The following is a 22372-nucleotide window of genomic DNA, read 5'->3' on the forward strand; positions in this document are numbered from 1 at the left end:
ATCAGCTGAGTTTCTGCCAGAGGAACTCGTAGGTCAGCGCAGTTTTGAAGGCCAGCTGAGCATTGTCCGCGGCGCCGCCGTGGCCACCCTCGATGTTCTCGAAATACAGCACCGGCTTGCCCAGTTCTTCCAGCCGTGCGGCCATCTTGCGGGCATGCGCGGGGTGGACGCGGTCGTCGCGGGTGGACGTCGCGATCAGGATCGGTGGGTACGACGCGGCGGCGTCGATGTTCTGATACGGCGAGTACTCCGAGATGAATGCCCACTCCTCCGGGACATCGGGGTCACCGTATTCGGCCATCCACGAAGCGCCGGCCAGGAGGAGATGGAATCGGCGCATGTCCAGCAGCGGGACCTGGCAGACGATGGCGCCGAAGAGTTCGGGGTACTTGGTCAGCATGATGCCCATCAGCAGGCCGCCGTTGCTTCCGCCCTGAGCTGCCAGAAGATCCGGGGTCGTGATTCCGCGATCGACGAGGTCTCTCGCGACGGCAGCGAAGTCTTCGTGCACCTTGTGGCGACCGGCCTTGAGAACTTTTGTGTGCCAACCGGGTCCGTACTCGCCGCCACCACGAATGTTCGCAACCACATAGGTGCCGCCCTGCGTCAGCCAGGCACGGCCCAGAGAACCGCTGTACGACGGTGTCAGCGAGATCTCGAATCCGCCGTACCCGTAGAGCAGGGTGGGGCCGGGCTCGCTACGCGGACTGCGCACCACGAAGTACGGAACTTGGGTGCCGTCGGCAGAGGTGGCGAAGAACTGCTCCGTGGTGATGCCCTCGGCGTCGAAGAACGCGGGAGCCTGCTTGAGGGCAGTGGGTTCGGTTTCGCCGATCACGCCGTGCAAAAGAGTTGCAGGGGAGGTGTATCCGCTCGAGTTGACGAAGTATTCATTGCTGACATCGGGGTCGGTGTCGAGAATTTCGATACTGGTCAGTTCTGGAAGCCCTTCGAAAGGTCGATCCTCCCAGCCATTTTCGCCCGGCGTCAGGATTTGCAGCGTCGTGCGCACGTCGGTCAGGACCACCAGAATCAGATGATCGCGTGTCCAGGTGTAGTGCTCGAGCGAGGAATGTGCGTCGGGTTCGAAGATCGATGTCAGTGCTCGTGAGCCGTCAAGGAAATCGTCGTAACGGATGGCAAGCAGTGCGCCGGTCGGATATTCGGTGTCCTCGACGGCCCACACGGACTTGGTGCGGATCAACAACCACTCGTGGTGAATCGAGATCCCGGCGTCCTCGGGGACGTCCACGAGCACCAGTTCACCGTCGGGGCGAACTTCGAAATGCTGAGAGTTGTAGAAATCGACCGAGCGAGTGACGAAGTCTCGTTCGAACCCGGGCGTCGGATCGTGCGAAGCCGAGATGGCCACGTCCGTGGCCTGGCCCTCGTAGACGGTCTCGGCGCTGGAGAGGGGAGTGCCGCGCTTCCACCGCTGGGCCAGACGGGGATATCCGGAATCGGTGAGTGACCCTGGTCCGATATCCGTTCCGACGTAGACGGTATCGATGTCGATCCAGTCGATGTCGGTCTTGGCCTCGGGAAGGTAGAAGCCGGGATTCTCGCCCTCGGGAGCGAGGAACTCGCGCTTGTCGATGTCGAACTCGCGAACGACCGCCGCGTCTGCCCCGCCGCGGGAGAGGCTGATCAATGCACGGTTGCGGTGTGGCCGTAGAAGTTGCGTGCCCTTCCAGACCCAGTTCTCGCCCTCGGCCTCGGCCAGGGCGTCGAGGTCGACGAGGACGTCCCATTCCGGGTCGTCGGTGACGTACTGATCGAACGTCGTGCGTCGCCACAATCCGCGAACGTGGGTGCTGTCGCGCCAGAAGTTGTAGAGGAACTCACCTCGACGGCGGACGTAGGGGATTCGCGCGTCGGTATCGAGGATCTCGCGCACGTCGCTCTGCAGTCGATCGAAGCGCTCGTTGTCGGTGAGCTGCTCCTCGGTCACGGCATTGTGCTGACGGACCCAATCGAGTGCAGACTCACCGGTCACGTCTTCGAGCCAGAGGTAGGGGTCGTCGCCGGTGGTGGGCTGCTGATCGGAAGTCATACGTCCATTCTTACTGCTCGCTCCCGACAGCACTCGACCCCGCTCCCGAAACACTGGAGCGGGGTCGAGTGAGAACGAATCGGGTCAGACGCCCAGGGAGTGAGCGAGCATCGGCCAGGAGTTGTGGAGATCGTCCTGCCAGTAGCCCCACGAGTGGGTGCCGGTCGGCTTGAAGTCGAAGGTGGCCGGGATCTTCAGATCGTTGAGGCGGTAGGCGAGGTTGTGGGTGCAGTAGTTGACTGCTGCCTCGATGACGCCGCCGACGATCGCCTGGTTGGCGAGTGTGCCGACCTGTCCGTTGATCGCCTCGTTGTTCAGGGTGTCGTGCGGGCCGGGGAGTCCGGAGCCGGTGGAGACGTAGAGTTCGGTGCCGCGGAGCTTCTCGGCGTTGAGGACCGGATCGTTGTCCTTCCAGCCCTGACCGTCGAGCGGGCCCCACATGTTGGTGATGTCAGCTCCGCCGCGGGTACCTGTGACAAGTTCGATCGCACTCTGACCGACGGGGGTGCTGGTCTCAGCGCATCCGCTGTACGCGCCGACGCCCTTGTAGAGGCCGGGAGCCGCGATGGCGAGGTTGAGGACCGAGGTCGCGGTCATGGAGATCGCGGAGATCGACTGGACCTTGTTGGTATTGAACTCGGCGTCGATGACGGGCGGGAGTTCCTGGGTCAGGAACGTCTGCCACTTCTGGCGACCGAGAACCGGATCGTCGTTCACCCAGTCGGTGTAGTAGCTGAATGCGCCTTCGAGTGGAGTGACGACGTTGACGTTCTTGTCCTGGAAGAAGTTCATGACGTCGGTCTTGCGCTGCCAGGTCGCCGAGTCTTCGCCGCCGCCTGCACCGTTGAGCAGGTAGAGCGTCGGGCGGGGTTCGCTGCCATCTGCTGGGAGGATGACCTCGAGCGGGATGTTGCGATCCATCGCCGGGGAGAAGACCGAGATGGTGACCTTGCGGTCGCCGGTCTTGGTGTTGCTCACGACGTGCGATCCGGACGTGTCACCGCCCGCAGAAGCTGTCGCCGGACTGATCAGCATCGGCAGCACCGTGGCCACTGCGAGAGCTGCGATCACACTGCCACGCTTGAAAATTCGAGCACGCATACGTTCGGATCCTCCACCTGAATGTCTTCGGATCCGGAACGGATCGAAGTGCCTGTGAGCCCTTACTGGAACAGGTTCACTTTTTGTTATGTGTCAGTAAAGCAGAGCGGGCGCAGAAAGTGACGCGATTCGATTGCCTGACAATTGAATTGGCCCCGGAATCAACCCCCGAATTAACCCCCGAATCGGCCCAGACAAGCACTCGACCCCGCTCCCGGAAGTGCAGGGAGCGGGGTCGAGCCGGAACGATTTCGGTCAGATGCCCATCGAACGAGCGAGCATCGGCCAGGAGTTGTGGAGATCGTCTTCCCAGTAGCCCCACGAGTGGGTGCCGGTCGGCTTGAAGTCGAAGGTGGCCGGAATCTTGAGATCGTTGAGGCGGTAGGCGAGGTTGTGGGTGCAGTAGTTGACTGCTGCCTCGATGACGCCGCCGACGATCACCTGGTTGGCGAGTGTGCCGACCTGTCCGTTGATCGCCTCGTTGTTCAGGGTGTCGTGCGGGCCGGGGAGTCCGGAGCCGGTGGAGATGAAGAGCTCGGTGCCGCGGAGCTTCTCGGCGTTGACGACGGGGTCGTTGTCGATCCAGCCCTGGCCGTCGAGGGGGCCCCACATGTTGGTCACGTCAGCGTCGCCGCGCATGCCCACAACCAGTTCGATGGAGGACTGGCCGACCGGTGTGCTGGTCTCGGCGCATCCGCTGTATGCACCGACGCCCTTGTAGAGGCCCGGAGCTGCGATGGCGAGGTTGAGGACCGAGGTCGCGGTCATCGAGATCGCGGAGATCGACTGGACGCCGTTGGTGTTGAACTCGGCGTCGATGACGGGCGGGAGTTCCTGGGTCAGGAACGTCTGCCACTTCTGACGGCCGAGGGACGGGTCGTCGTTCACCCAGTCGGTGTAGTAGCTGAATGCACCTTCGAGAGGGGTGACGACGTTGACGTTCTTGTCAGCGAAGAACTCGTTGACGTCGGTCTGACGCTGCCACGTCGCCCGGTCTTCGCCGCCGCCTGCACCGTTGAGCAGGTAGAGCGTCGGGCGGGGTTCGCTGCCGTCTGCTGGGAGGATGACCTCGAGCGGAATGTCGCGTCCCATGGAAGGTGAGTACACCTTGATGGTGGCGATGCGCCCGTTGTCCGTGCGGCTCGAGAGCTTGGAACCCGTTGTGTTTGCCTTGGCAACAGTTGCCGTGGTGGTCGACGGATCTCCGCCTGCGGACGACACTGCAGGGCTGATCAGCATCGGCAGCACGGATACTGCGGCTACAGCGGCGACCAGACGGCCACGCTTGAAAGTGCGAGCACGCATACGTTCAGAAACCTCCACCTAAAATTCCTTCGAATCCGCCCAGGAGTGAACGGTCCTTTGTTGCTGTTCCCGTGCGGGAATTCATGCTGGGTACATGCTCTGTCGATAGGTACAGGGCGTGTGAGTCTTGTAAGTTCTACCGCATCGGTGCGTTATCCGCCAGTGAACCAGAGATTTGCTGAACGTACGACCAGTTTCAGGTGAATTTCCCTGATCATCGACGGGATTAGTGAGTGAACCGGACATATCCACTATGGGAACAACATTGTTGCCTACCTCTGCAGTCGAACGCGTCTGTCGAAGATCTTCTCCGATATCAGCGCCCAGCGGGGAGTTACGTTTCGGTGAACGTCGGTTACTCGCCGCAGACTCGCGCGGACTCGACGGCAATCGCCAAGAGTTTCGCGTGGCAGGCGCGGGTCGAGTTCCCGGAGATAACCCCTGTCTTCACCGTCGACGGCGTCGTCGAGATTCAGGAGTCGGGCGGAATTGCCCTGGCCTTCGACCTGGAGGACTCGAATCCGCTGGAGGGAGACCTGGCCAACGTCTCGTACTTCTGCGACCTCGGAGTCCGCTCGATGTTGCCGACGTATAACTACATGAACGCTGCGGGCTGCGGCTGCTTGGACCTGGCGGACACGGGGTTGAGTGGATACGGCCGTGACCTGGTTGCCGAGATGAATCGCGTCGGAATGACGGTCGACGGCTCACATTGTTCGGTACAGACGGGGTTGGACATCTCAGCTATCACCCAGCGAGCAATGATCTACAGCCACTCGAACCTCCGAAGGTTGTGGGAGCATCCGCGCAACATCACCGACGATCAGGCCAGAGCGTGTGCGGAGACCGGCGGCGTCATCGGGATCAACGGCGTGGGCATATTCCTCGGCGTCAACGGACCGGATGACGACCAGGCTCGGCTGTCCGCGATGGCCGACCACATCGAAGAGGCTGTGGAACTCGTCGGCATCGATCACGTCGGGATCGGCTCCGACTTCTCCTTCGACGCCGACGACTTCCGCGAAGAGATCGAGCAGAACCCGTCGTCGTTCTCCGAGGCGTACACCGCGTGGGGGCCACTGCAGTGGACTCCTCCGGAGGACGTGCTGACACTTGATCAGGTATTGCGTGACCGGGGCTTCGACGAGCCGTCGATCGAGGCCGTGTACGGCGGAAATTTCGCCCGAGTTGCCCGAGAAGTGTGGGCTACCGACGGGTAATGCGACCATCTGGGGACAGCGAAACGATGCAGGACTACCCTGGTGAATCGTGACCTCACACTATGACGTCGTTGTCCTCGGAGCCGGCCCCGGTGGGTACGTCGCTGCTATCCGCGCGGCACAACTGGGCCTGAGCACCGCCATCATCGAGCAGAAGTACTGGGGCGGTGTATGCCTGAATGTCGGCTGCATTCCGTCCAAGGCGCTTCTCCGTAACGCCGAACTCGCGCACATCTTCACGAAAGAAGCGAAGACGTTCGGCATGTCCGGAGACGTGTCCTTCGATTTCGGCTCCGCTTTCGATCGCAGCCGCAAGGTCGCGGACGGGCGAGTCAAGGGCATTCACTTCTTGATGAAGAAGAACAAGATCCCGGAGTACGACGGCAAGGGCACGTTCGTCGACGCCAACACCATCAGCGTGGAGCTGAGCAAGGGTGGCACCGAGACGATCACGTTCGACAACGCGATCATCGCGACGGGTTCGTACACCAAGCTGCTGCCCGGCACCTCGCTGAGCGAGAACGTCGTGACCTACGAAGAGCAGATCCTCACCCGTGACCTTCCGGGTTCGATCCTGATCGTCGGTGCCGGCGCGATCGGCATGGAGTTCGGTTACGTCCTCAAGAACTACGGCGTCGACGTCACGATCGTCGAGTTCCTCGATCGGGCACTGCCCAACGAGGACGCCGACGTCTCGAAGGAAATCGCCAAGCAGTACAAGAAGCTCGGCGTCACCATCAAGACCGGTGCCGCTGTGCAGTCCATCAGCGACGACGGCAGCAAGGTCACCGTCTCGATCAAGGACAACAAGTCCGGCGAGATCGAGACCGTGGTCGTCGACAAGGTTCTGCAGTCCGTCGGCTTCGCACCGCGTGTGGAGGGCTTCGGTCTCGAGAACACCGGGGTCGCGTTGACCGATCGCGGCGCCATCGCGATCGACGACTACATGCGCACCAACGTCCCGCACATCTTCGCCATCGGTGACGTCACCGCCAAGCTGCAGCTCGCGCACGTCGCAGAAGCTCAGGCTGTCGTCGCTGCCGAGACCATCGGCGGCGCGGAGACGCAGACACTCGGTGACTACCGGATGATGCCGCGTGCGACGTTCTGCCAGCCGCAGGTCGCCTCGTTCGGTTTGACCGAGGAGCAGGCCAAGGCCGAGGGCTACGACGTCAAGGTCGCGAACTTCCCGTTCGCCGCCAACGGCAAGGCACACGGTCTCGGTGACCCGACCGGTTTCGTCAAGCTGATCGCCGACAAGAAGTACGGCGAACTGCTCGGCGGGCACCTCATCGGACCGGACGTTTCGGAACTGCTGCCCGAGCTGACCTTGGCCCAGAAGTGGGACCTCACGGTCAACGAGTTGGCACGCAACGTCCACACCCACCCCACACTCAGTGAGGCACTGCAGGAAGCGATCCACGGCCTCGCAGGCCACATGATCAACTTCTGACGGCAGGGCCTTCGGCCCCGTGCGCCTTTTCGGTAGTTCGCACTACCGGAAAGACGCACGGGGTTTTTCGTCTTTTGTGTCGAGTTGTGTTGCGAAACCGCCATCTGAGGCCTTCGAGTCGGGGTGTAGGCGCGCAACGCATTAGCGTCCCGAGTCGACCATCCGGCTTTCGAAGGACCACTCATGAAAACTCGTTCCGTACTGCTCGCGGCTTGCGTCGCGCTGACGCTCTCCGCCTGTGGAACCTCAGGTGACTCCGGATCGGACACCGAAGCTTCGGGTGCCGCCGAGGCGGGGGCGTTCCCCGTGACCGTCGACCACGCCTACGGTTCGACGACGATCGACGCGGAGCCTATGCGCATCGTGACCATCGGATGGAGTGGCCAGGATGCGGTGATCGCGCTGAACAAGGTTCCGGTCGCCATGGAGAGCTTCTCCGGCGACGGCATCGAGAACAACATCCTGCCCTGGGACGCTTCGCGTCTGAACGGTGCCAAGCCCGTTCTCATGACGACCAATCCCGATATCCCGTTCGAGCAGATCCTCGGGCTCGATCCCGACGTGATCCTCGCCGTCTACTCCGGCATCGACGAGGGCGAGTACAAGCGTCTCAGTGACATCGCGCCGACCGTCGCGTTCCCCGACCAGCCGTGGGATACGGCGTGGGACAAGCAGATGAGCATGATCGGTGCAGCGCTCGGACAGCCGGAGCAGGCTCAGACGCTGATCGACGAGACCGGGGCGTACTTCGAGAAGCAGGCCGCTGATCACCCACAGTTCCAGGGCAAAACCGCAACGTATGCAATGCGCACCGACGAGGGCCTGATCGTCTTCTGCGGCACCGACCCGCGGATCCGTCTTCTCGGCCAACTCGGGGTGAAGACCTCGCCCGGTGTCGACGCAGTGTGCACTTCCGGCGACAGTTCGGTGTCCGTGGGCATGGAATCCATCGACACACTCGACGCCGACGTCTTCATTCTCGTCGACGCCGATGGCACCAACCTGGACAAGCTGATGTCCTTCGGTCCGTTCGCGAACATGACCTCGGTGTCGAACGGCCGTCTGGTTCGTCTGGTCGGAATGGACTACGCGATGGCTACGTCCGCTCCGACGGTGCTGAGCGTTCCTTACGCATTCGACGAGTTCATCGCTCAGCTTTCGGACAAGTTGAGCTGATTCCGAGCGTCGTACGACGCTTGTGACGCAACGATTTTCGGAACCTGCGACTCGAGTAGTTCGATCAGGGCCGTGATCTTTGCGGCGACGTCGGCGCCGAGTTCGGTCAGGCTGTATTCCACTTTGGGCGGGATGGTTTCGAGTACCTCACGGTGCACGAGGCCATCCCGCTCGAGTGTTTGCAGGGTCTGCGAGAGCATGCGCTCGCTGACTCCGTCGACGCGTCGGCGCAGGGCACTGAACCGGTACGGGCCCTCGTTCAATGCCGCCAGCGCGAGTGCGCCCCAGCGTCCGGTTGCATTCTGCAATGCCGCCCGAGAGTTGCACCCGCGAGCGAAGACGTCGGCCTCGAGCGTTGGGTCCACGACGTCGGCATTCGGATCAGGGGTCTGGGCAGCACGTGAAGGTGAGTCGGTGCTGGTCATGAACCCAGGCTACTACTGCACGATCCCATAGCGCTAACTCGACGTGTTGCACTTACGAAAAATAAGTGCATGATGGTTGCAGAACGCATTTACGCTTCAACCTGGATCGGGAGTTCGCATGAGCATTGCAGTCACCGGCGCAACCGGAAACCTCGGACAACTGGTAGTCGAGTCGTTGATCGGGCGGGGAACCGCCGCGTCCGACATCGTCGCAGTCGTCCGCAATCCGCAGAAGGCGGAAAGCCTCGCCGCCCGCGGAGTAGTTGTACGTCAAGCGGACTATGCCGATGCCTCGGCGTTGGAAACCGCATTGGCGGGCGTCGACAAGCTGGTGCTGATCTCGGGAAGTGAAGTGGGGTCACGGCTCGCGCAACACACCAACATCATCGACGCGGCGAAGGCTGCCGGCGTCGGATTCATCGCCTACACGAGCATCTTGAATGCTCAGGACACGTCGATGAAGCTTGCTGCCGAGCACAAGGCGACCGAGGACGTGCTCACTCGGAGCGGTATTCCGTTCGCGCTGTTGCGCAACGGTTGGTACTGGGAGAACTTCACCAACGACCTGGCCGGTGTGATCGAACGCGGCGCACTGGTCGGTGCGGGAGCGGAAGGCAAGATCGCGGCTGCGGCGCGTGCGGATTACGCCGACGCCGCAGCAGTAGTCGCGACCACCGATGGTCATGAAGGTGCAGTGTACGAGTTGGGCGGTGACGAGAGGCTCACCTACGCCGAATTGGCCGAGAAGATCGGCGAGTTTGCCGGCAAGCCTGTCGCGTACCAGTTCGTGAGCGAGGACGCATACAAGGGGATTCTCGAGAGCGTCGGCCTGCCTGCCCCGGTCGCAGAGATTCTCGCGGATTCCGATGCTGCAATTGCCAAGGGGGCGTTGGACACCGAGTCTGGTGACCTGCAGAAGTTGATCGGCCGCAGCAGCACTCCGGTGGCTGAGGTGTTGAGGAAGGCCTGACCTGCTGTGCGCCTTTATTAACCGCGGGCGGTTAATAAAGGCGCACAGGGGGTTATCCCATGTGGACTGCACCCTCGGCGGGCAGATCACCCTTCTTGGCGCGGACCAGAACCAGCACTACCGGTGCGATGATCGCCAACAGGATTGCCGCCCAACCGAATGCGGCCGAGTATCCGGATACCTCGGCGCCGAAGAAGTAGTCCGTCATCGAGGCGACGAAGTCCTGCACCGGCTGGGGGAGTAGTGCCAATTGATCGCCGGTCGGGATGGTCGCATTCGACATGTCGACAGGAATGCCTTCCGGCGGGATCGGCGCCGCGTTGTCGGCGGTGAAGGCCGACTTGGCCGAAGCGTAGATCGTGGTGAACAGTGCGGTTCCGAGTGCGCCGCCTATCTGCAGGGTGGCGTTGACCAGGGCACTGGCAGCGCCGGCGTCGTGGTCGGGGACACCGATCAGTGCGAGGTTCTGCATCGGCACCATCAGCAGGCCCAGTCCGAAGCCGAAGATCGCGAGGCCGGGGAACACGTGCGTCCAGTAGGAGCTGTGTACCTCGATCTGGGTCAGCATGAGCAGTCCTACTGCTGCCACCAGCGGGCCGGCGACCATGAGCGGCTTGGGGCCGATCTTGGTGGACAACTGCGCTGCGATGGTCGACGCCAAGACGATGAAGAATGCCATCGGCAGCGATCCGACGCCGGCCATGACCGGGCTGAATCCGAGCACGATCTGCAGGTAGAACGTCAGGTACAACGTGCCGCCGAGCAGGGCGGCGCCCACCAGCATGGAGCCGATCAGAGCAGCGCCGCGATCGCGATGCCACGGAACGCTCAGCGGTAGAAGCGGATTCTTGCTGCGGCTCTCGACGACCACGAAGATCGCGAGGAAGACCAGACCCAGTGCGATGAACAGCAAAGTGTCCGCCTGACCCCAGCCGTGCTCGGCGCGTGTGAATCCGTAGACCAGTGAGCCGAGCCCCAGGGCGATGAGGACAGCGCCGGGAAGGTCGTAGCTCGTGTCGCCGTGCGCTTTGGTTTCCTTGACGATCGGGACGGCTGCAGCGATGGCGATCAGCGCGATCGGGATGTTGACGAGCAGGCACCAGCGCCAGTCGACGTACTGCGTCAGCACTCCACCGAGGAGCAGGCCGATGGCAGCGCCACCGCCGGAGATCGCGCCGTAGACGGCAAAAGCCTTGGCGCGCTCCTTCTCTCCGATGAAGGTGGTGGTGAGCATCGACAGCGCAGCGGGCGCGAGCAATGCTGCGAAGACGCCCTGGCCGGCGCGGGCGATGAACAGTTCGATACCGCTCTGCGCGATGCCGCCGATGCCGGAGGCAACCGCGAAGCCCGCCATGCCGACGATGAAGGATCGCTTTCGGCCCCAGTAGTCGGCGATACGTCCGCCGAGGAGCAGCAGCGCACCGAACGCCAAGGCGTACGACGTGACCACCCACGCGCGGTCAAGGTCGCTGATGCCCAGTTCCTCCTGGGCTGCCGGTAGGGCGATGGAGACGATGGTGCCGTCGAGCACCACCATGAGTTGAGCGAACGCGACGATGCAGAGCACCAGCCAGCGACGTTGATGATTCGGATTCTCGGAGACAGCCGGGATCGGTGGCAGAGTGCCGCCGTCGACGTGGGACGTGGTGGTCATTGGAAAAAGGTATTCCAGCCTTCTCGGGTGAGTCAAACGAAATAGTTCGTTCGGTTACCATCATCACTATGGCTCCCACTGACGTGACCGCGACGAAACAGCGAATCCTCGACGCTGCGCAAGAAGAATTCGGTACCTACGGGCTTGCCGGTGCGCGCATCGATCGGATTGCGAAGAACGGAAACGCCAGTAAGGAGCGCCTCTACGCCTATTTCGGTGACAAGGTCGCGTTGTTCCACGCGGTGCTCGACGTCGACTTCGAGCAGGCGATGGAGTCTGTCGAGTTCACCGGTGAAGACATGCCCGCGCATGCCGTCGAACTGTTCGACGCAATGCTCGCCAAACCACAGATTCAACGGATGATGATCTGGGGTCAATTGCAGGGTGAGGCACCACGGATGAAGAAGCTGGCCGAGGAACATTCCAGCTGGGTTCCGCGAATGGCCACGATCCGCAAGGCTCAAGAAGACGGCCTCATCTCGAAGCACTGGGATCCCCAGGACCTGATCACGATGCTGTTCGGCCTCGTGTTCGGTTGGGTAGTGGCCCCCGGTGTGGCCGACAACCAGAACGTCGACGCCGACGAGATCGCGCGCCGCCGTGAAGTGGTGCGCGAGGCCGTCACTCGAATCTGCAAGCCGTGACTGTCAGCGAGAGAGGTACGCGGCCCAACCGCCGTAGTCGGTGATGTCAGCTGCGCCGTTTACGGCGTCATGAGTGCAGCTGAAACCGACTGTCGTTCTGCCGTCGGATAACTCGACGCTCGTGAGCGCCATCGGTGCAGGCAAGGCGGCGAGGAACGTTCCCAGGCCAGCCGGTGAGATCCGGAAGATCTCGCCGACGACCGGTGCCCCGAGGCCGGGTCCACGGCGGACCAGGCCGGGCTTCGGGGGCGTCGTGTCGAGAGCGAAGAGCCGGTAGGCATCCGAGGTCGTGACGGTTTCGACGTACCGCGCGCCGAGGTCGACCAACTGTGTGTTGAGCGGTTGCCCGCGCAGGTGAGCGCCGAATACTGCGAGGTCGATTCCGGTATTGACGAGGGCGGGTGAAGGCACACCACCGAGTCGCGCAGCGAGGTCGATGGCGATCTGGTCGTCGAAAGCGGGTACGACGAACATGACGCCGAACGGGTGATCTTCGGCAGTGCGGTGTCCGGGCGCCGCGACGGCCGCCATGTCGAGCAGGTTGCAGAAGTTGGTGAAAGTTCCCATCCGGCGGTTGATTCCGAACGCATCCTCGGTCACGGCGGCGATCGTCGGATGTTCGGTGGTGGTGGGAAGCAGTAGGGCGTCGAACCCGGCGAGGAGTGCCCGGGCAGCTGCCTTGGCGCGGGTGAGAGCGTCGAGATCGTCGACTAGCTGGTATCCGGTGGGGTGCTTCGCGCCGAGCACGATGTCGGACACCGCGGGATCTGCTCCGGCAGGACGAGTTTCGAGGAACTCGCCGGCAGCGGCGTACCGCTGCGCCACCACGGCGCCGTCGTAGAGCAATCGGGCCGCGTCGAGCAGTCCGGAGATGTCGACGGTCTCGGTCTCGGCGCCGCCTGCTACCAGAGCTGTCACAGTGTCCTGAAATGCTGCCAGATACGACGGGCTCAGTTGAGCGAGATCCTCGATTCGGGGGACGGCGACGCGGGGATTCGGCGCCGCCGCGAGACGAACGTCGGAAGGCCAGACGCGGCTGCGGGGATCTCGAGGTTCGTGGCCGACCATGATTGCCGCTGCCGCGGTTGCCGATTCGAGGTGGCCGGCGAACACCGTCAGAGCGTCGTAGTCGATGCAGGCGGGCACTACTCCGTGGACGGGAATGACGCCGAGCGAGAGCTTGAGTCCGTAGATCCCGTGAAATGCCGCCGGTACCCGGCCGGAACCGGCAGTGTCGGTGCCGATTCCGATATCTGCAATCCCCAGTGCCACGGCGACGGCGGATCCGGAGCTACTACCGCCCGAGATCAACTTCTCGTCCCAAGCGCAGCGAACGGCTCCGTACGGACTACGCGTTCCGACCAGCCCGGTGGCGAACTGGTCCAGATTGGTCTTCCCCAAAACAACAGCGCCGTGCTCGATCAACCGTGCAACGGCACTGGCAGTTTCATCCGGCGCATACGCGAATTCGGGGCACGCCGCTGTGGTCGGCAGACCGGCGACGTCGACGTTGTCCTTGACGGCGACCAGGCGCCCAGCCAGGGGAAGGTGCTCGCCTGCGGCGAGTCTGGCCTCGGCCGAGGCGGCATCGGCAAGCACATCTTCCTTGCGGCGCAACGTGATCCAGATTTCGGGGCGATCTACTTCCTCGATCCGCTGGAATGCCTGCTCGACCCGGGCTGTCGGGGTGAAAACTTCTGCTGCGATGGTCATGGTGTGTACTGCTCCGATCAGTCCGTGATGTTGGCGAGTGAGAGCGCGGTGATCGCGCGGGTCACCCGGTCGAGGACGACGTCGAGAGACTCGCCGATGTGCTGGTGCAAAAGCGTGCGGGCCTCGGGCAGATTGCCGGCACGTAGTTCTTCGAGGATTCGAATGTGCTCCGCGATCGAGGTGTCGATGCGGCCGTTGACCATGAAGTCGTACATCCGAACGTGCCGGATACGGGAATTCACCGACAGCAGCGACGCGACCAGTTCATTGTTTCCCGACGCCCTCAGTACGGCGACGTGGAATTCCTCGTCCAGTTCGACGAACCCCGGTTCCTGAGCGGGCGGATCGAGAGCCAGGGCACGCCACCGCACCAATTCGTCGTCGAGGATTGTTCGGTCGTGCCGGATCGTCGGATCTGCGATCGCCCGGGTAATACCTTGTAGTTCCAGAGTGATTCGGAGCTCGTACAGGTCTCGGATCCGCGGGATGCTCGGGCGCACGGCGGAGAACCCGTATTCTTCCCGGCGCAGGAGTCCATCGGCGCACAGCATCGTCAACGCTTCCCGTACTGGTGTGCGAGAAATGCCGAAACGCGTGGAGAGTTTCGGTTCCGTCAGGCGCTGATCGAACCCGATGGTCCCGTTGACCAGTTCGGTGCGTAGTTCCCGGTAGACCACCTCACGCAGTGGCTCCGGCGCCGTATTCATCCCTGTCGACATACCTGTATACGCTATTGATCAGGTGTTTCGTCCAGATGTCTTCGGGTAAGAGCTGAGTTACGGTCGCCGCGGAACTTCAGGAGAAGTCGCGCTGAACCCGCAAGGTTCCGATCGTGGTGGCCAGGCCGTCGTACTGAGTGACCAGCAAGGTGAATTCGATCAACCGACGATCGTCGAGATGCTGCGAGAGCGTTCCCCACGTGTTGTCGGTGATGTCCTTGGTGGTGACCAACTCGTCGACCGCAGTCAAGATCGCACGGTGACGCGGACTCAACTCGGAAGCGCCAGGGCCCTCGATGATTCGGGCCAGTTCTTCTGCGTCGATTCCGGCTTTGCGGCCGAGCCTGATGTGGTGATCCATCTCGTAACCGCAGTCCCGCAGATGCGCGACCCGCAGGATGATCAGTTCGGTGTCGTGGCGAGAGATCTTGCCGCCGGGCATGAGTGAGCCGGAGTAGTGCAGCCAACCGCGGAAGAGCCCACCCGTGCGCCCCAAGGTGCTGAACAGATGCGCATCGGGTGCTCCGGCAGCCTTCGACAGGACACGCCAGATTCCCCAGTTGATCGGACCGAGGTCTTTGAATCGGCCGGGCGGGATGCGGGGGTTCATGCGACTCCACGGATGTGAGAGGGACGGAGGTCGATAGCTCGTTGCGCGATGTGGCGAACCGCAGCGCTGCGGCGGGGCGCGTGTACGCGTGACTTCCGGCCGACGATACCGCGCTCGAACGCGTCGACGGCGTCAGCGACGGTCGTGGTGCCGGCGCTGGCGAGGGTTCCGCGAGCGCCGTCGAAAGAGAGTGCGGTGGTATCGGTGTCGATGTCTCCGATATACGCGACGCCCACCTTGGTACCAAGGTGTTTCATTTCCAGGCGCAACGCGTCGCCCAACGCTTCGACACCGGCGCGCGAAGCACCGAACGGTCCGCGAAATGGGTGCTTCGCCGCGCCGTGGGCCGAGGCGACCACCAGGGCGTAACCATCTTCGTGACTGATGTGGGGCCCCGCTGCGCGCAGGGTGTAGTACGTGCCCATGAGGTTGACTTCGACTGCGCGACGCATGTCTTCGACGTCTCCGCCGAGGATCGACGAGTTCGCCTCGACGCCGGCATTGGCCACGACTACGTCGATGCCTCCCAGCTGCTCAGCGATGTAGCTGACGCCGCGAGATACCTGCTCGAGATCGGCGACATCGCACAACTGCCACGGCGCGCGGCCGCAGGAAGTGGCGACTTGCTCGAGAAGTTCCGGCTCGAGGCCGAGCAGTCCCACGGACGCGCCACGGTCGTACAGGCGTCTGGCCAGCGAAGAACCGATATTGCGGGCAGCGCCGGTGATCAGGATGCGCCGACCCGTCAGATCGTCGCCACTGCTCTTGGCCGATTCGGCCTTGCCCGCCTCGCTCTTACCCATGTGCTGTGTCCCTACGCAGTTACCTTCTGGTCCTCCGACGCTAACACCGCCGGGTAGCTGCGACTGCAAGTACCGCCAACTCCGTCCGAACGGGTGTTCAGACCGATGCGGCCTCGAGACGCGGATGTGACGTGGAAGCCTGGGGCGACCGCAATCGACGGAATCGGACCACGGCAACGACGGCGGCAACAGCGGCGAGGATCACCAACGGCAGTGACGGGCCCATCGTGGGTTCGATGACAACCAGTAGCACCGGCAGTCCGAATCCGAGATAGGTGCCGACGTAGAAGATCCCGGTCAAAGCGCCCCGCGAGGCCGGGGGAGCCAGCGACTCGAGGTCGAGCAGTCCCTCACGCAGACACAGTCCGTAGGCCGTACCGAGGACGAGCGCGCAGACGATGAACAACCCGAGCGCGGGGTGCGCGCCGCCGACTGCGACCAGGCAGTATCCGAGTGCCGCCAGTGCGGCGCCTGTCGTGCCGGCCTGAGGACCCCAATTGCGATGGCGCGCAGCGGTTTGAACCAGGATTCCAGCACCCAGAGTCAGCGCCGCCGCGAAACCCGGAAGGAGAGGACCTGAGTAGCGGTCCCCGAGCCTGGCCGTCATGGTCACGAAAGACACTGTTGCGCTGGCGAACACCCATGGCGCCAACGGAAGTGCCCAGAGCAGTGCGGCCTTCACACCGGTTCCCGACCGCTCTGCGCGGTCGGGAATCTGTGTGAACATCGCAGCTTTGGTGGGAGCAGGAGTACGACTCCACACAGCTGCCGCGGCAACCGAACCCACCGACAAGACGGTCGAGACGACAAAGGGCGTAGCGAGTGGGAAGGCGGCAAATTGTGCCAACAGACCCGAAAACAGTGGTCCCAGTGCAAAACCCGAGGTGAGTACGACGCCCGCCATCACGGTTCCGGACTTGCCGCGAAGGTCGGCCGCCCACGCGGTACCCGCGCCGATTGCCAGACCGGCACCGATACCGACTACGAGGCGCCCGACCATGAGCCCGGGCGCGTCGTGCCAGAGAAGAAGAATCAAGGTTCCGAGCGAGGCTATGAGTGCTCCGGGAAGGACGACTACAGCTCGGCCGACGCGGTCCGACACTGCTCCACCGGTCAACAGGCCGGGTAGGAGTCCGAGCGCATAGATACCGAAAACACCGTCGAGCACGGTATGCGAAAGGCCCTCGTCCACCCGGAGAACCGGGATGAGCGAAGCAAAGTGGTTGGCGGCCCAACCCGTCGAAAGTAGTACGGCCAGTACCGAGATGAACCCGCGACGGGATGGATCGCCCATACCGGCAGCTTAGGCGGGCACCAGATCGCTCACGTCGGCGAGGAGTTCGAACGTGCGCAACCATGCCTCGCGGTTGGTGCCGGTCGACACCGTGATCAGCTCGTCGGCCTGCGCATGCTCGGTGAACTCGTCGAGGTACGCACGCACCTCGGCGGGCGTGCCGATGGCGCTGTACTTGGTCATTTGCAGAACCTGCTGACCGGCGGGGGAGTCGAGCAGCATGTCCGCTTCGTCGTCCGTGAATTTGCGTCCACGCCCGAGAAGAAGACTGACGCGCGAACGCTTGGCCGCGAGGAAGTCCTGCTGAGCCTGCTCATGGGTGTCGGCGGCGATGACGTTGACGCCGGCGATGACGTACGGCTCCGCCAACTGCTCCGACGGCTTGAACTCGCGTCGGTAGATTGCGACTGCGTCGCGCAGGGCGTTGGGGGCGAAGTGCGAGGCAAATGCATACGGCAGGCCGAGCATCGCGGCGAGCTTGGCGCCGAACAGTGACGATCCGAGAATGTAGAGCGGAACGTGAGTGCCCTTACCGGGAACGGCATTGATTCCGGGGACGCGCGAGGTGTCGCCGAGGTAGCCCTGAAGCTCGAGTACGTCCTGCGGGAAGCTGTCCGAAGAACTCGGGTCTCGTCGCAAAGCCTGCATCGTCTTCTGATCACTACCGGGCGCGCGGCCGAGACCGAGATCGATTCGACCGGGGTGCAAAGTCTCGAGGGTGCCGAACTGCTCGGCGATCGTCAGCGGTGCGTGGTTGGGCAGCATGATTCCACCGGCGCCGAGGCGGATTTTGCTGGTGTTCGCGGCGACGTGGCTGATCAGAACGCTGGTTGCCGAAGACGCGATGGAACCCATGTTGTGGTGCTCGGCGTACCAGATTCGCTTGTAGCCCCACTCCTCGGCACGCTGCGCCAAGGTCACGCTGGCGTCGAAGCTGTCTTTGGCGGTTTCGTCGTCCCCGATGTGGGCGAGGTCGAGGATGGAAAGTGGTACGGCCATGGAGGTGGAGCCTTTCTCAGCGAATAGAACGCAAGCGTCGTTGGAAGGTGCAACCATCTGGCCGGCTTTCCTATTTCCCCCTGGTCAACGCCCACAGATGGCGGCGAGGAGGAGAAGGCGTCAAGTCTTTGTCTCAATTTCGGTCATTTCGGATATTTCGGGTGAAAGTGGGGGCTAGATTTCCCGAATCGGAGGTTCTTTCGCATTCCAAGTGAATCGAGACCAGCATGGCCACTGATCGGAAGGCTGTAAACAAGCGCAAAGTACGTGCATTACTAGCCGGAGGACTTGTCCTCGGTATCGGCGCCGCTGTCACCTTGGCAGCGTGGACAGACAATGTTTTCGGCGACGCGCAGTTCAAGACGGGAAGTTGGAATCTCCAGGGCAGTTTCGACGGACTGACGACCTGGGGTGAGTATCAAGTCGACGCTTCCGCCGGCCACTTCCAATTCAGCACGGGATTCAACACACTCGCACCCGGAACGACGGTATATGCGCCGGTAGCGCTACGGATCGGTCCCACGGCCAGCACTTTCGGCGCGACGGTACAACTACTCGGTGCGACGGGCGGTGATGCCGATCTCAAACCCGCCCTGCGGTACTCGGTGTATCGAGGTGTCTCCTCCACGGCCTGCACGGCGGCGGGAATTGGAGCAGGCACAGCATGGGTGGGCACGACAGCTAGTCCGGTGGCCTTGACGGCAGGTTCGGGTTCGGATGTCGCCTTGCTAGGCACGGGTGTGCCGGTCGAACTGTGCTTCGCGGTCACGCTGCCCGCCGGAGTCGACCCCTCGATCGTGTCGGGCAAGGACACCGGGCGCTTGCTCTGGCAGTTCACCGGCCAGTCCACCCCCTGACGCCTGCGTGGTCACACGGCGAATGCGTCAGGTGTACGCACTGGCGGCCTCGGGACTCGTCCTGGGTATCGGTGCAACCACCGTGGCTGCCAGTTGGGTGGACAGCACGATGGGCGATGCATCGTTTCGCACCGGAACCTTCGGAATCGAGTCGAACGTCGGCGGTGGATGGTCGTCGCATGCATCCAGTGCCCCTGGCATTTTCACGTACACACCCTCGGCGCTCCTGATTCGCCCCGGTGCGTTCTCGTACGGCCCGATATCTCTTCGAACAGTGCCGGTCTCGCCGGCAGCATCCGTCACTCTGCAGGCGGCCACGGTTGCCGGCGACTCCACTCTGGCGTCGGCGCTTCGGTATCGGGTGGTCAAGTCGACGACCTGTGATGCGTCAGCCTTCTCCACGGGAACACCACAATTCGTGGTGGGAAGTGCGACGGTGTTTCCGTCGCTCTCAACTGGTTCCGCAGTCGGGGCCATCGCGCTACCCGCCGGTGGAGCGTCCCCGGGCGCCGCGGTGGCGCTGTGCTTCGAGATTTCGCTGCCCGGAACCTCGGCCAATTGGAGCAACTCGGCGCTGACCGGCAAAACGGCAACTCCCACTTGGCAGTTCAGTGCAACACCCTGAAGGAGCTGCAATGCCAACACATGCCCGGGCAACACATGCCCGGACGAAGAAGCGTTCGGCACTGACGATCATCGGGGACTGCATCCTTCAAGTTCTCGCTGCCGGTGGGGTTGTTTGTATCGCTTTGGTGATCTGTGCCGTCGCCTTCGACATCACACTGATCATGTTCAAGACGGGTTCGATGTCGCCGACCATTCCGACCGGATCTCTGGCAGTTGTGCGGGAAGTACCGGCAGATTCCGTCGAGGTGGGCGACGTCGTCACCGTCGATCGGGGAGTGTCCGAACTGCCGGTGACCCACCGGGTCGTCTCCGCTCGTACCCAGGACAACGGCATCACGATTCTCGATCTCAAGGGTGATGCCAACGCTTCGGCTGATCCCGCGGTATACGAGGTCACCACGGTCCGAAAGGTGCTCTGGCACGTTCCGGGATTGGCGCGGGTGATCGTCTACTTCTCGAATCCTATTGTTCTGGGGGCGATCACGCTGACCATGGCCGCTTTGGTGGTTGCGGTATTCTGGCCGCGCAATACCGATGACGACGATGATGCCGAATTGGCCGAACCGAAAACCGAACCCATTCAGGTTCTTCTACCGCCGGACGGCGGGAGGCAATGAAGCGTCGCCACCTGTTCTCAGTCATCGTATTGGCAGTTGCGGTTGTTCTGGGCTCCGGTTTCTCGTGTAACCCACTGTTCGGAGAGACCGAAGCGGCGTGGACAGACTCCGAATACGTGACCGGTCCGATTTCCACCGGTTCATGGACGACGAGTGGGTACGGCAGATCGACGTCGGGCAAAGGAACGGCGACCGGCGGATTGATAACTCTGGGAGGAAATCTCGGCGGTTCTTTGATCGAACATCCGACCTTGCAAACTCAACTGTCGCCGGGCAAAACCACGGGGACCGTTTCGCTGGCGGACAACTCCGGTGTATTGCTGGGGTTGCCTGCACTCAGCCGCACGGGTAGCGCCGTTCAGTGCGCTGCGTATCTCGTAGGAGCGTCGGCATCGCCCCCATGTGGGGTGGCCGGGTCGGATGCGGACGCGGAAACTACCTCTACGTTGGGCCTGCAATTGAATCTGCTTTCGGTACTGGGGATCACGTTGATACCGGCGGACGCGATCACGAGCACAAGCGTCAAGACAAACGCGCGCTGTGCGAGTACGTCGGCGGCTACTGACCAGCCGACAGGAACCGTGAAAGTCGGCGGCGCCACCGTTGCCATCCCAGCAGTGGGTGCAAACGGTTCGGCCACGTCGACGTCGCCGACTACTGCGACCTTCGTGATGGCGAATGTCCCATTGCTCGCGCGGGTGGAAGCGCGCTTCTCGAACATCAAGGTCACCAGTACCCGAGCGGCTTCCGGTTCCGCGCCTTTTGTTGCTTCCTCCGCTGTTTCGGTGAGCTTCACTGTTGAGGCCGTGACCGTCGCATTGTCGATCTTGGGTGAAGGACTGGTCACAGTCATCCTCGGATCGACGAACATATCCGTCAATCTGTCGGCCGCTCAGTGCGGATTCGATTCTTCACCCCCGGTGACGCCCTTGAGCCTTGTCACCGGACAGGCAGCGCGAGTCGCCGAGCCCACATCGACAACATCGACAGCTGTTCCCGTGACCGCCACGCCGACTACGGGAACGACGACGCCTGAACCTACAGCGGCCACCACCGCCACAACTACCACCGCCACCGCCACCGCCACAACCACCACCGCCACAACCACCGCGGCAACAGCCACCACGCTGCAGACAAGTCCACCGCTCACCACAACGCGCGTCACCTCGACTCCGGCGGACCCAATCGGGACAGTAATCCAGGGGCCCGTCGGTTCGAGTATCTCCGCCTTCACCACGGATGACGGACTCACCTGCGACGTTGCGCCTGATGCGGACTACACGAGCGAAGTTGCAGTCGAATGCTCGGACGGCACAACGGGTACGGTCCCCGGTTCTGAACTCGGCCCGAAGCCAACCGCACCGGGGGAGTACCTCAGGATCCCCCTGACGAGAGACCACGTCACCGGAGTCGTCACCCTGAACTCAGCGACACGACGCTGATCAGTTACGCACGGCATTGGCCATGGCGGCCAATGAGAGGGCCTGACGAGCACGGTCGAGGACAACCGCACGAGAGATGTCGATGTGCGATACCAGCGCCTCGTGGGCTTGCGGAATCTTGCCGTCCAGAACCAGTTCGACGACGGAGATATGTTCCTCCACGGTGGCCTTCATGCGGTCGGGAGTCAGGTAGTCGAACATCCGCACGGGGCGCAGCTTCGAGTTGACGGCCTGCAAGGCGTCGACCAACGCGTGGTTTCCGGACGAGGCGAGGAGCGCGATGTGGAACTCCTCGTCGAGCGTCACGAAACCGGCGTCCGGTACCGGCATCTGTTTGAGAAATGCGTACCACTTGTCGAGCTCGGAACCGAGCGCGTCTCGATCATGAGCGTGGGCCTCACCGTCGAGTACCCGACGAAGCCCGTGCACCTCGAGGAGTATGCGCAGCTCGTAGAGTCCACCCAACTCGTCGAGGTGCGGTCGGTACGGAAAGAGTCCATGTTCGTCGCGCTCGACCAGCCCGTCGGATTCCAACTTTGCGAGCGCTTCGCGCACCGGTGTTCGCGAGACACCGTAGAGATGGGCCAGGCGTTCCTCGCCCAGTCGTTCCGAGGGCGCGATCTGACCGGACATCAGATCGTTTCGGATCGACCGGTAAACCTGTTCGCGCAGCGGCGGCCGCACACTCAT

General features: G+C 62.7%; 22 protein-coding genes. 8 read left to right on the plus strand and 14 right to left on the minus strand.

Annotation, left to right across the window (positions count from 1 at the left end):
* Position 1: 1 nt before the first annotated feature.
* From RA302_RS07690 to RA302_RS07700, 3 genes are all read right to left on the minus strand, one after another.
* Entirely contained in the window at positions 2-2053 is a 2052-nt protein-coding gene (locus RA302_RS07690; protein WP_338480048.1) for a prolyl oligopeptidase family serine peptidase, read from the minus strand.
* Positions 2054-2137: 84 nt separating this feature from the next.
* Positions 2138-3154 carry an alpha/beta hydrolase family protein gene (locus tag RA302_RS07695; protein ID WP_338480050.1) on the minus strand — a complete coding sequence of 339 codons (1017 nt, stop codon included), beginning with the start codon at positions 3152-3154 and terminating at the stop codon, positions 2138-2140.
* Between the two features lie 255 nt (positions 3155-3409).
* On the minus strand, positions 3410-4459 hold the full coding sequence (locus RA302_RS07700) for an alpha/beta hydrolase family protein (protein WP_021343370.1): 1050 nt from the start codon (positions 4457-4459) through the stop codon (positions 3410-3412).
* Between the two features lie 233 nt (positions 4460-4692).
* Between RA302_RS07700 and RA302_RS07705 the strand changes: the two genes are divergently transcribed.
* From RA302_RS07705 to RA302_RS07715, 3 genes are all read left to right on the plus strand, one after another.
* Positions 4693-5679: a membrane dipeptidase gene (locus tag RA302_RS07705; RefSeq protein WP_338480052.1), complete on the plus strand. Its 987-nt coding sequence runs from the start codon at positions 4693-4695 to the stop codon at positions 5677-5679.
* 49 nt (positions 5680-5728) lie between these two features.
* Positions 5729-7132, plus strand: a complete 1404-nt coding sequence (gene lpdA, locus RA302_RS07710) for a dihydrolipoyl dehydrogenase (RefSeq protein WP_003941477.1) — start codon at positions 5729-5731, stop codon at positions 7130-7132.
* 183 nt (positions 7133-7315) lie between these two features.
* On the plus strand, positions 7316-8308 hold the full coding sequence (locus tag RA302_RS07715) for an iron-siderophore ABC transporter substrate-binding protein (RefSeq protein WP_019744462.1): 993 nt from the start codon (positions 7316-7318) through the stop codon (positions 8306-8308).
* Here RA302_RS07715 and RA302_RS07720 read toward each other — a convergent pair.
* Positions 8284-8733, minus strand: a complete 450-nt coding sequence (locus RA302_RS07720; RefSeq protein ID WP_007735410.1) for a helix-turn-helix domain-containing protein — start codon at positions 8731-8733, stop codon at positions 8284-8286. The genes RA302_RS07715 and RA302_RS07720 overlap by 25 nt on opposite strands.
* A gap of 118 nt (positions 8734-8851) precedes the next feature.
* On the opposite strand from RA302_RS07720, the gene RA302_RS07725 reads away from it, so the two are divergent.
* Positions 8852-9703: an SDR family oxidoreductase gene (locus RA302_RS07725; RefSeq protein WP_338480056.1), complete on the plus strand. Its 852-nt coding sequence runs from the start codon at positions 8852-8854 to the stop codon at positions 9701-9703.
* A 52-nt stretch (positions 9704-9755) separates the two neighbouring features.
* Here the strand turns inward: RA302_RS07725 and RA302_RS07730 are convergent, their stop codons facing one another.
* Positions 9756-11357 (minus strand): MFS transporter, encoded by a 1602-nt coding sequence (locus RA302_RS07730; RefSeq protein ID WP_003941517.1) that lies wholly within the window; start codon positions 11355-11357, stop codon positions 9756-9758.
* Positions 11358-11425: 68 nt separating this feature from the next.
* Between RA302_RS07730 and RA302_RS07735 the strand changes: the two genes are divergently transcribed.
* Positions 11426-12001: a TetR family transcriptional regulator gene (locus RA302_RS07735; protein WP_019744460.1), complete on the plus strand. Its 576-nt coding sequence runs from the start codon at positions 11426-11428 to the stop codon at positions 11999-12001.
* 3 nt (positions 12002-12004) lie between these two features.
* Here the strand turns inward: RA302_RS07735 and atzF are convergent, their stop codons facing one another.
* The 6 genes from atzF to RA302_RS07765 form a co-directional block, all read right to left on the minus strand.
* Positions 12005-13714 carry an allophanate hydrolase gene (atzF, locus tag RA302_RS07740; RefSeq protein WP_338480059.1) on the minus strand — a complete coding sequence of 570 codons (1710 nt, stop codon included), beginning with the start codon at positions 13712-13714 and terminating at the stop codon, positions 12005-12007.
* Positions 13715-13731: 17 nt separating this feature from the next.
* A complete protein-coding gene (locus RA302_RS07745) occupies positions 13732-14433 on the minus strand; it encodes a GntR family transcriptional regulator (protein ID WP_019744458.1) in 702 nt (233 codons plus the stop codon).
* Positions 14434-14509: 76 nt separating this feature from the next.
* Positions 14510-15043 (minus strand): carboxymuconolactone decarboxylase family protein, encoded by a 534-nt coding sequence (locus RA302_RS07750; protein ID WP_019744457.1) that lies wholly within the window; start codon positions 15041-15043, stop codon positions 14510-14512.
* Complete coding sequence (locus tag RA302_RS07755; RefSeq protein ID WP_182261784.1) at positions 15040-15846, minus strand: SDR family NAD(P)-dependent oxidoreductase; 807 nt, start codon at positions 15844-15846, stop codon at positions 15040-15042. The genes RA302_RS07750 and RA302_RS07755 overlap by 4 nt, the downstream gene beginning before the upstream one ends.
* 97 nt (positions 15847-15943) lie before the next feature.
* Positions 15944-17140 carry an MFS transporter gene (locus tag RA302_RS07760; RefSeq protein ID WP_338480062.1) on the minus strand — a complete coding sequence of 399 codons (1197 nt, stop codon included), beginning with the start codon at positions 17138-17140 and terminating at the stop codon, positions 15944-15946.
* A gap of 9 nt (positions 17141-17149) precedes the next feature.
* Entirely contained in the window at positions 17150-18139 is a 990-nt protein-coding gene (locus tag RA302_RS07765; protein WP_020906723.1) for an LLM class flavin-dependent oxidoreductase, read from the minus strand.
* Between the two features lie 227 nt (positions 18140-18366).
* On the opposite strand from RA302_RS07765, the gene RA302_RS07770 reads away from it, so the two are divergent.
* From RA302_RS07770 to RA302_RS07780, 3 genes are read left to right on the plus strand one after another with little or no spacing between them, the layout of a single operon-like run.
* Positions 18367-18996 (plus strand): SipW-dependent-type signal peptide-containing protein, encoded by a 630-nt coding sequence (locus RA302_RS07770; protein WP_019744453.1) that lies wholly within the window; start codon positions 18367-18369, stop codon positions 18994-18996.
* A 7-nt stretch (positions 18997-19003) separates the two neighbouring features.
* Positions 19004-19621 carry a hypothetical protein gene (locus RA302_RS07775; protein WP_230544111.1) on the plus strand — a complete coding sequence of 206 codons (618 nt, stop codon included), beginning with the start codon at positions 19004-19006 and terminating at the stop codon, positions 19619-19621.
* A gap of 10 nt (positions 19622-19631) precedes the next feature.
* Complete coding sequence (locus RA302_RS07780) at positions 19632-20240, plus strand: signal peptidase I (protein WP_338480067.1); 609 nt, start codon at positions 19632-19634, stop codon at positions 20238-20240.
* Positions 20241-20598: 358 nt separating this feature from the next.
* Here RA302_RS07780 and RA302_RS07785 read toward each other — a convergent pair whose 3' ends face one another.
* From RA302_RS07785 to RA302_RS07795, 3 genes are all read right to left on the minus strand, one after another.
* A complete protein-coding gene (locus RA302_RS07785; RefSeq protein ID WP_134771746.1) occupies positions 20599-21087 on the minus strand; it encodes a hypothetical protein in 489 nt (162 codons plus the stop codon).
* A gap of 45 nt (positions 21088-21132) precedes the next feature.
* Positions 21133-21405 carry a hypothetical protein gene (locus RA302_RS07790; protein WP_338480069.1) on the minus strand — a complete coding sequence of 91 codons (273 nt, stop codon included), beginning with the start codon at positions 21403-21405 and terminating at the stop codon, positions 21133-21135.
* 277 nt (positions 21406-21682) lie between these two features.
* Positions 21683-22372 carry a GntR family transcriptional regulator gene (locus RA302_RS07795; RefSeq protein ID WP_019744449.1) on the minus strand — a complete coding sequence of 230 codons (690 nt, stop codon included), beginning with the start codon at positions 22370-22372 and terminating at the stop codon, positions 21683-21685.

This window comes from Rhodococcus sp. DN22 (assembly GCF_036669995.1).
Lineage (GTDB): Bacteria > Actinomycetota > Actinomycetes > Mycobacteriales > Mycobacteriaceae > Rhodococcus_F > Rhodococcus_F erythropolis.

What these genes read in the sequence shown, in the direction of transcription:
- atzF (WP_338480059.1), bottom strand. Translation starts at nt 13,714, where the DNA reads ATGACCATCGCAGCAGAAGTTTTCACCCCGACAGCCCGGGTCGAGCAG.
- RA302_RS07725 (WP_338480056.1), top strand. Translation starts at nt 8,852, where the DNA reads ATGAGCATTGCAGTCACCGGCGCAACCGGAAACCTCGGACAACTGGTA.
- RA302_RS07695 (WP_338480050.1), bottom strand. Translation starts at nt 3,154, where the DNA reads ATGCGTGCTCGAATTTTCAAGCGTGGCAGTGTGATCGCAGCTCTCGCA.
- RA302_RS07780 (WP_338480067.1), top strand. Translation starts at nt 19,632, where the DNA reads ATGCCAACACATGCCCGGGCAACACATGCCCGGACGAAGAAGCGTTCG.
- RA302_RS07770 (WP_019744453.1), top strand. Translation starts at nt 18,367, where the DNA reads ATGGCCACTGATCGGAAGGCTGTAAACAAGCGCAAAGTACGTGCATTA.
- RA302_RS07765 (WP_020906723.1), bottom strand. Translation starts at nt 18,139, where the DNA reads ATGGCCGTACCACTTTCCATCCTCGACCTCGCCCACATCGGGGACGAC.
- RA302_RS07735 (WP_019744460.1), top strand. Translation starts at nt 11,426, where the DNA reads ATGGCTCCCACTGACGTGACCGCGACGAAACAGCGAATCCTCGACGCT.
- RA302_RS07750 (WP_019744457.1), bottom strand. Translation starts at nt 15,043, where the DNA reads ATGAACCCCCGCATCCCGCCCGGCCGATTCAAAGACCTCGGTCCGATC.
- RA302_RS07720 (WP_007735410.1), bottom strand. Translation starts at nt 8,733, where the DNA reads ATGACCAGCACCGACTCACCTTCACGTGCTGCCCAGACCCCTGATCCG.
- RA302_RS07715 (WP_019744462.1), top strand. Translation starts at nt 7,316, where the DNA reads ATGAAAACTCGTTCCGTACTGCTCGCGGCTTGCGTCGCGCTGACGCTC.
- RA302_RS07690 (WP_338480048.1), bottom strand. Translation starts at nt 2,053, where the DNA reads ATGACTTCCGATCAGCAGCCCACCACCGGCGACGACCCCTACCTCTGG.
- RA302_RS07755 (WP_182261784.1), bottom strand. Translation starts at nt 15,846, where the DNA reads ATGGGTAAGAGCGAGGCGGGCAAGGCCGAATCGGCCAAGAGCAGTGGC.
- RA302_RS07760 (WP_338480062.1), bottom strand. Translation starts at nt 17,140, where the DNA reads ATGGGCGATCCATCCCGTCGCGGGTTCATCTCGGTACTGGCCGTACTA.
- RA302_RS07700 (WP_021343370.1), bottom strand. Translation starts at nt 4,459, where the DNA reads ATGCGTGCTCGCACTTTCAAGCGTGGCCGTCTGGTCGCCGCTGTAGCC.
- RA302_RS07730 (WP_003941517.1), bottom strand. Translation starts at nt 11,357, where the DNA reads ATGACCACCACGTCCCACGTCGACGGCGGCACTCTGCCACCGATCCCG.
- RA302_RS07795 (WP_019744449.1), bottom strand. Translation starts at nt 22,372, where the DNA reads ATGAGTGTGCGGCCGCCGCTGCGCGAACAGGTTTACCGGTCGATCCGA.
- RA302_RS07745 (WP_019744458.1), bottom strand. Translation starts at nt 14,433, where the DNA reads ATGTCGACAGGGATGAATACGGCGCCGGAGCCACTGCGTGAGGTGGTC.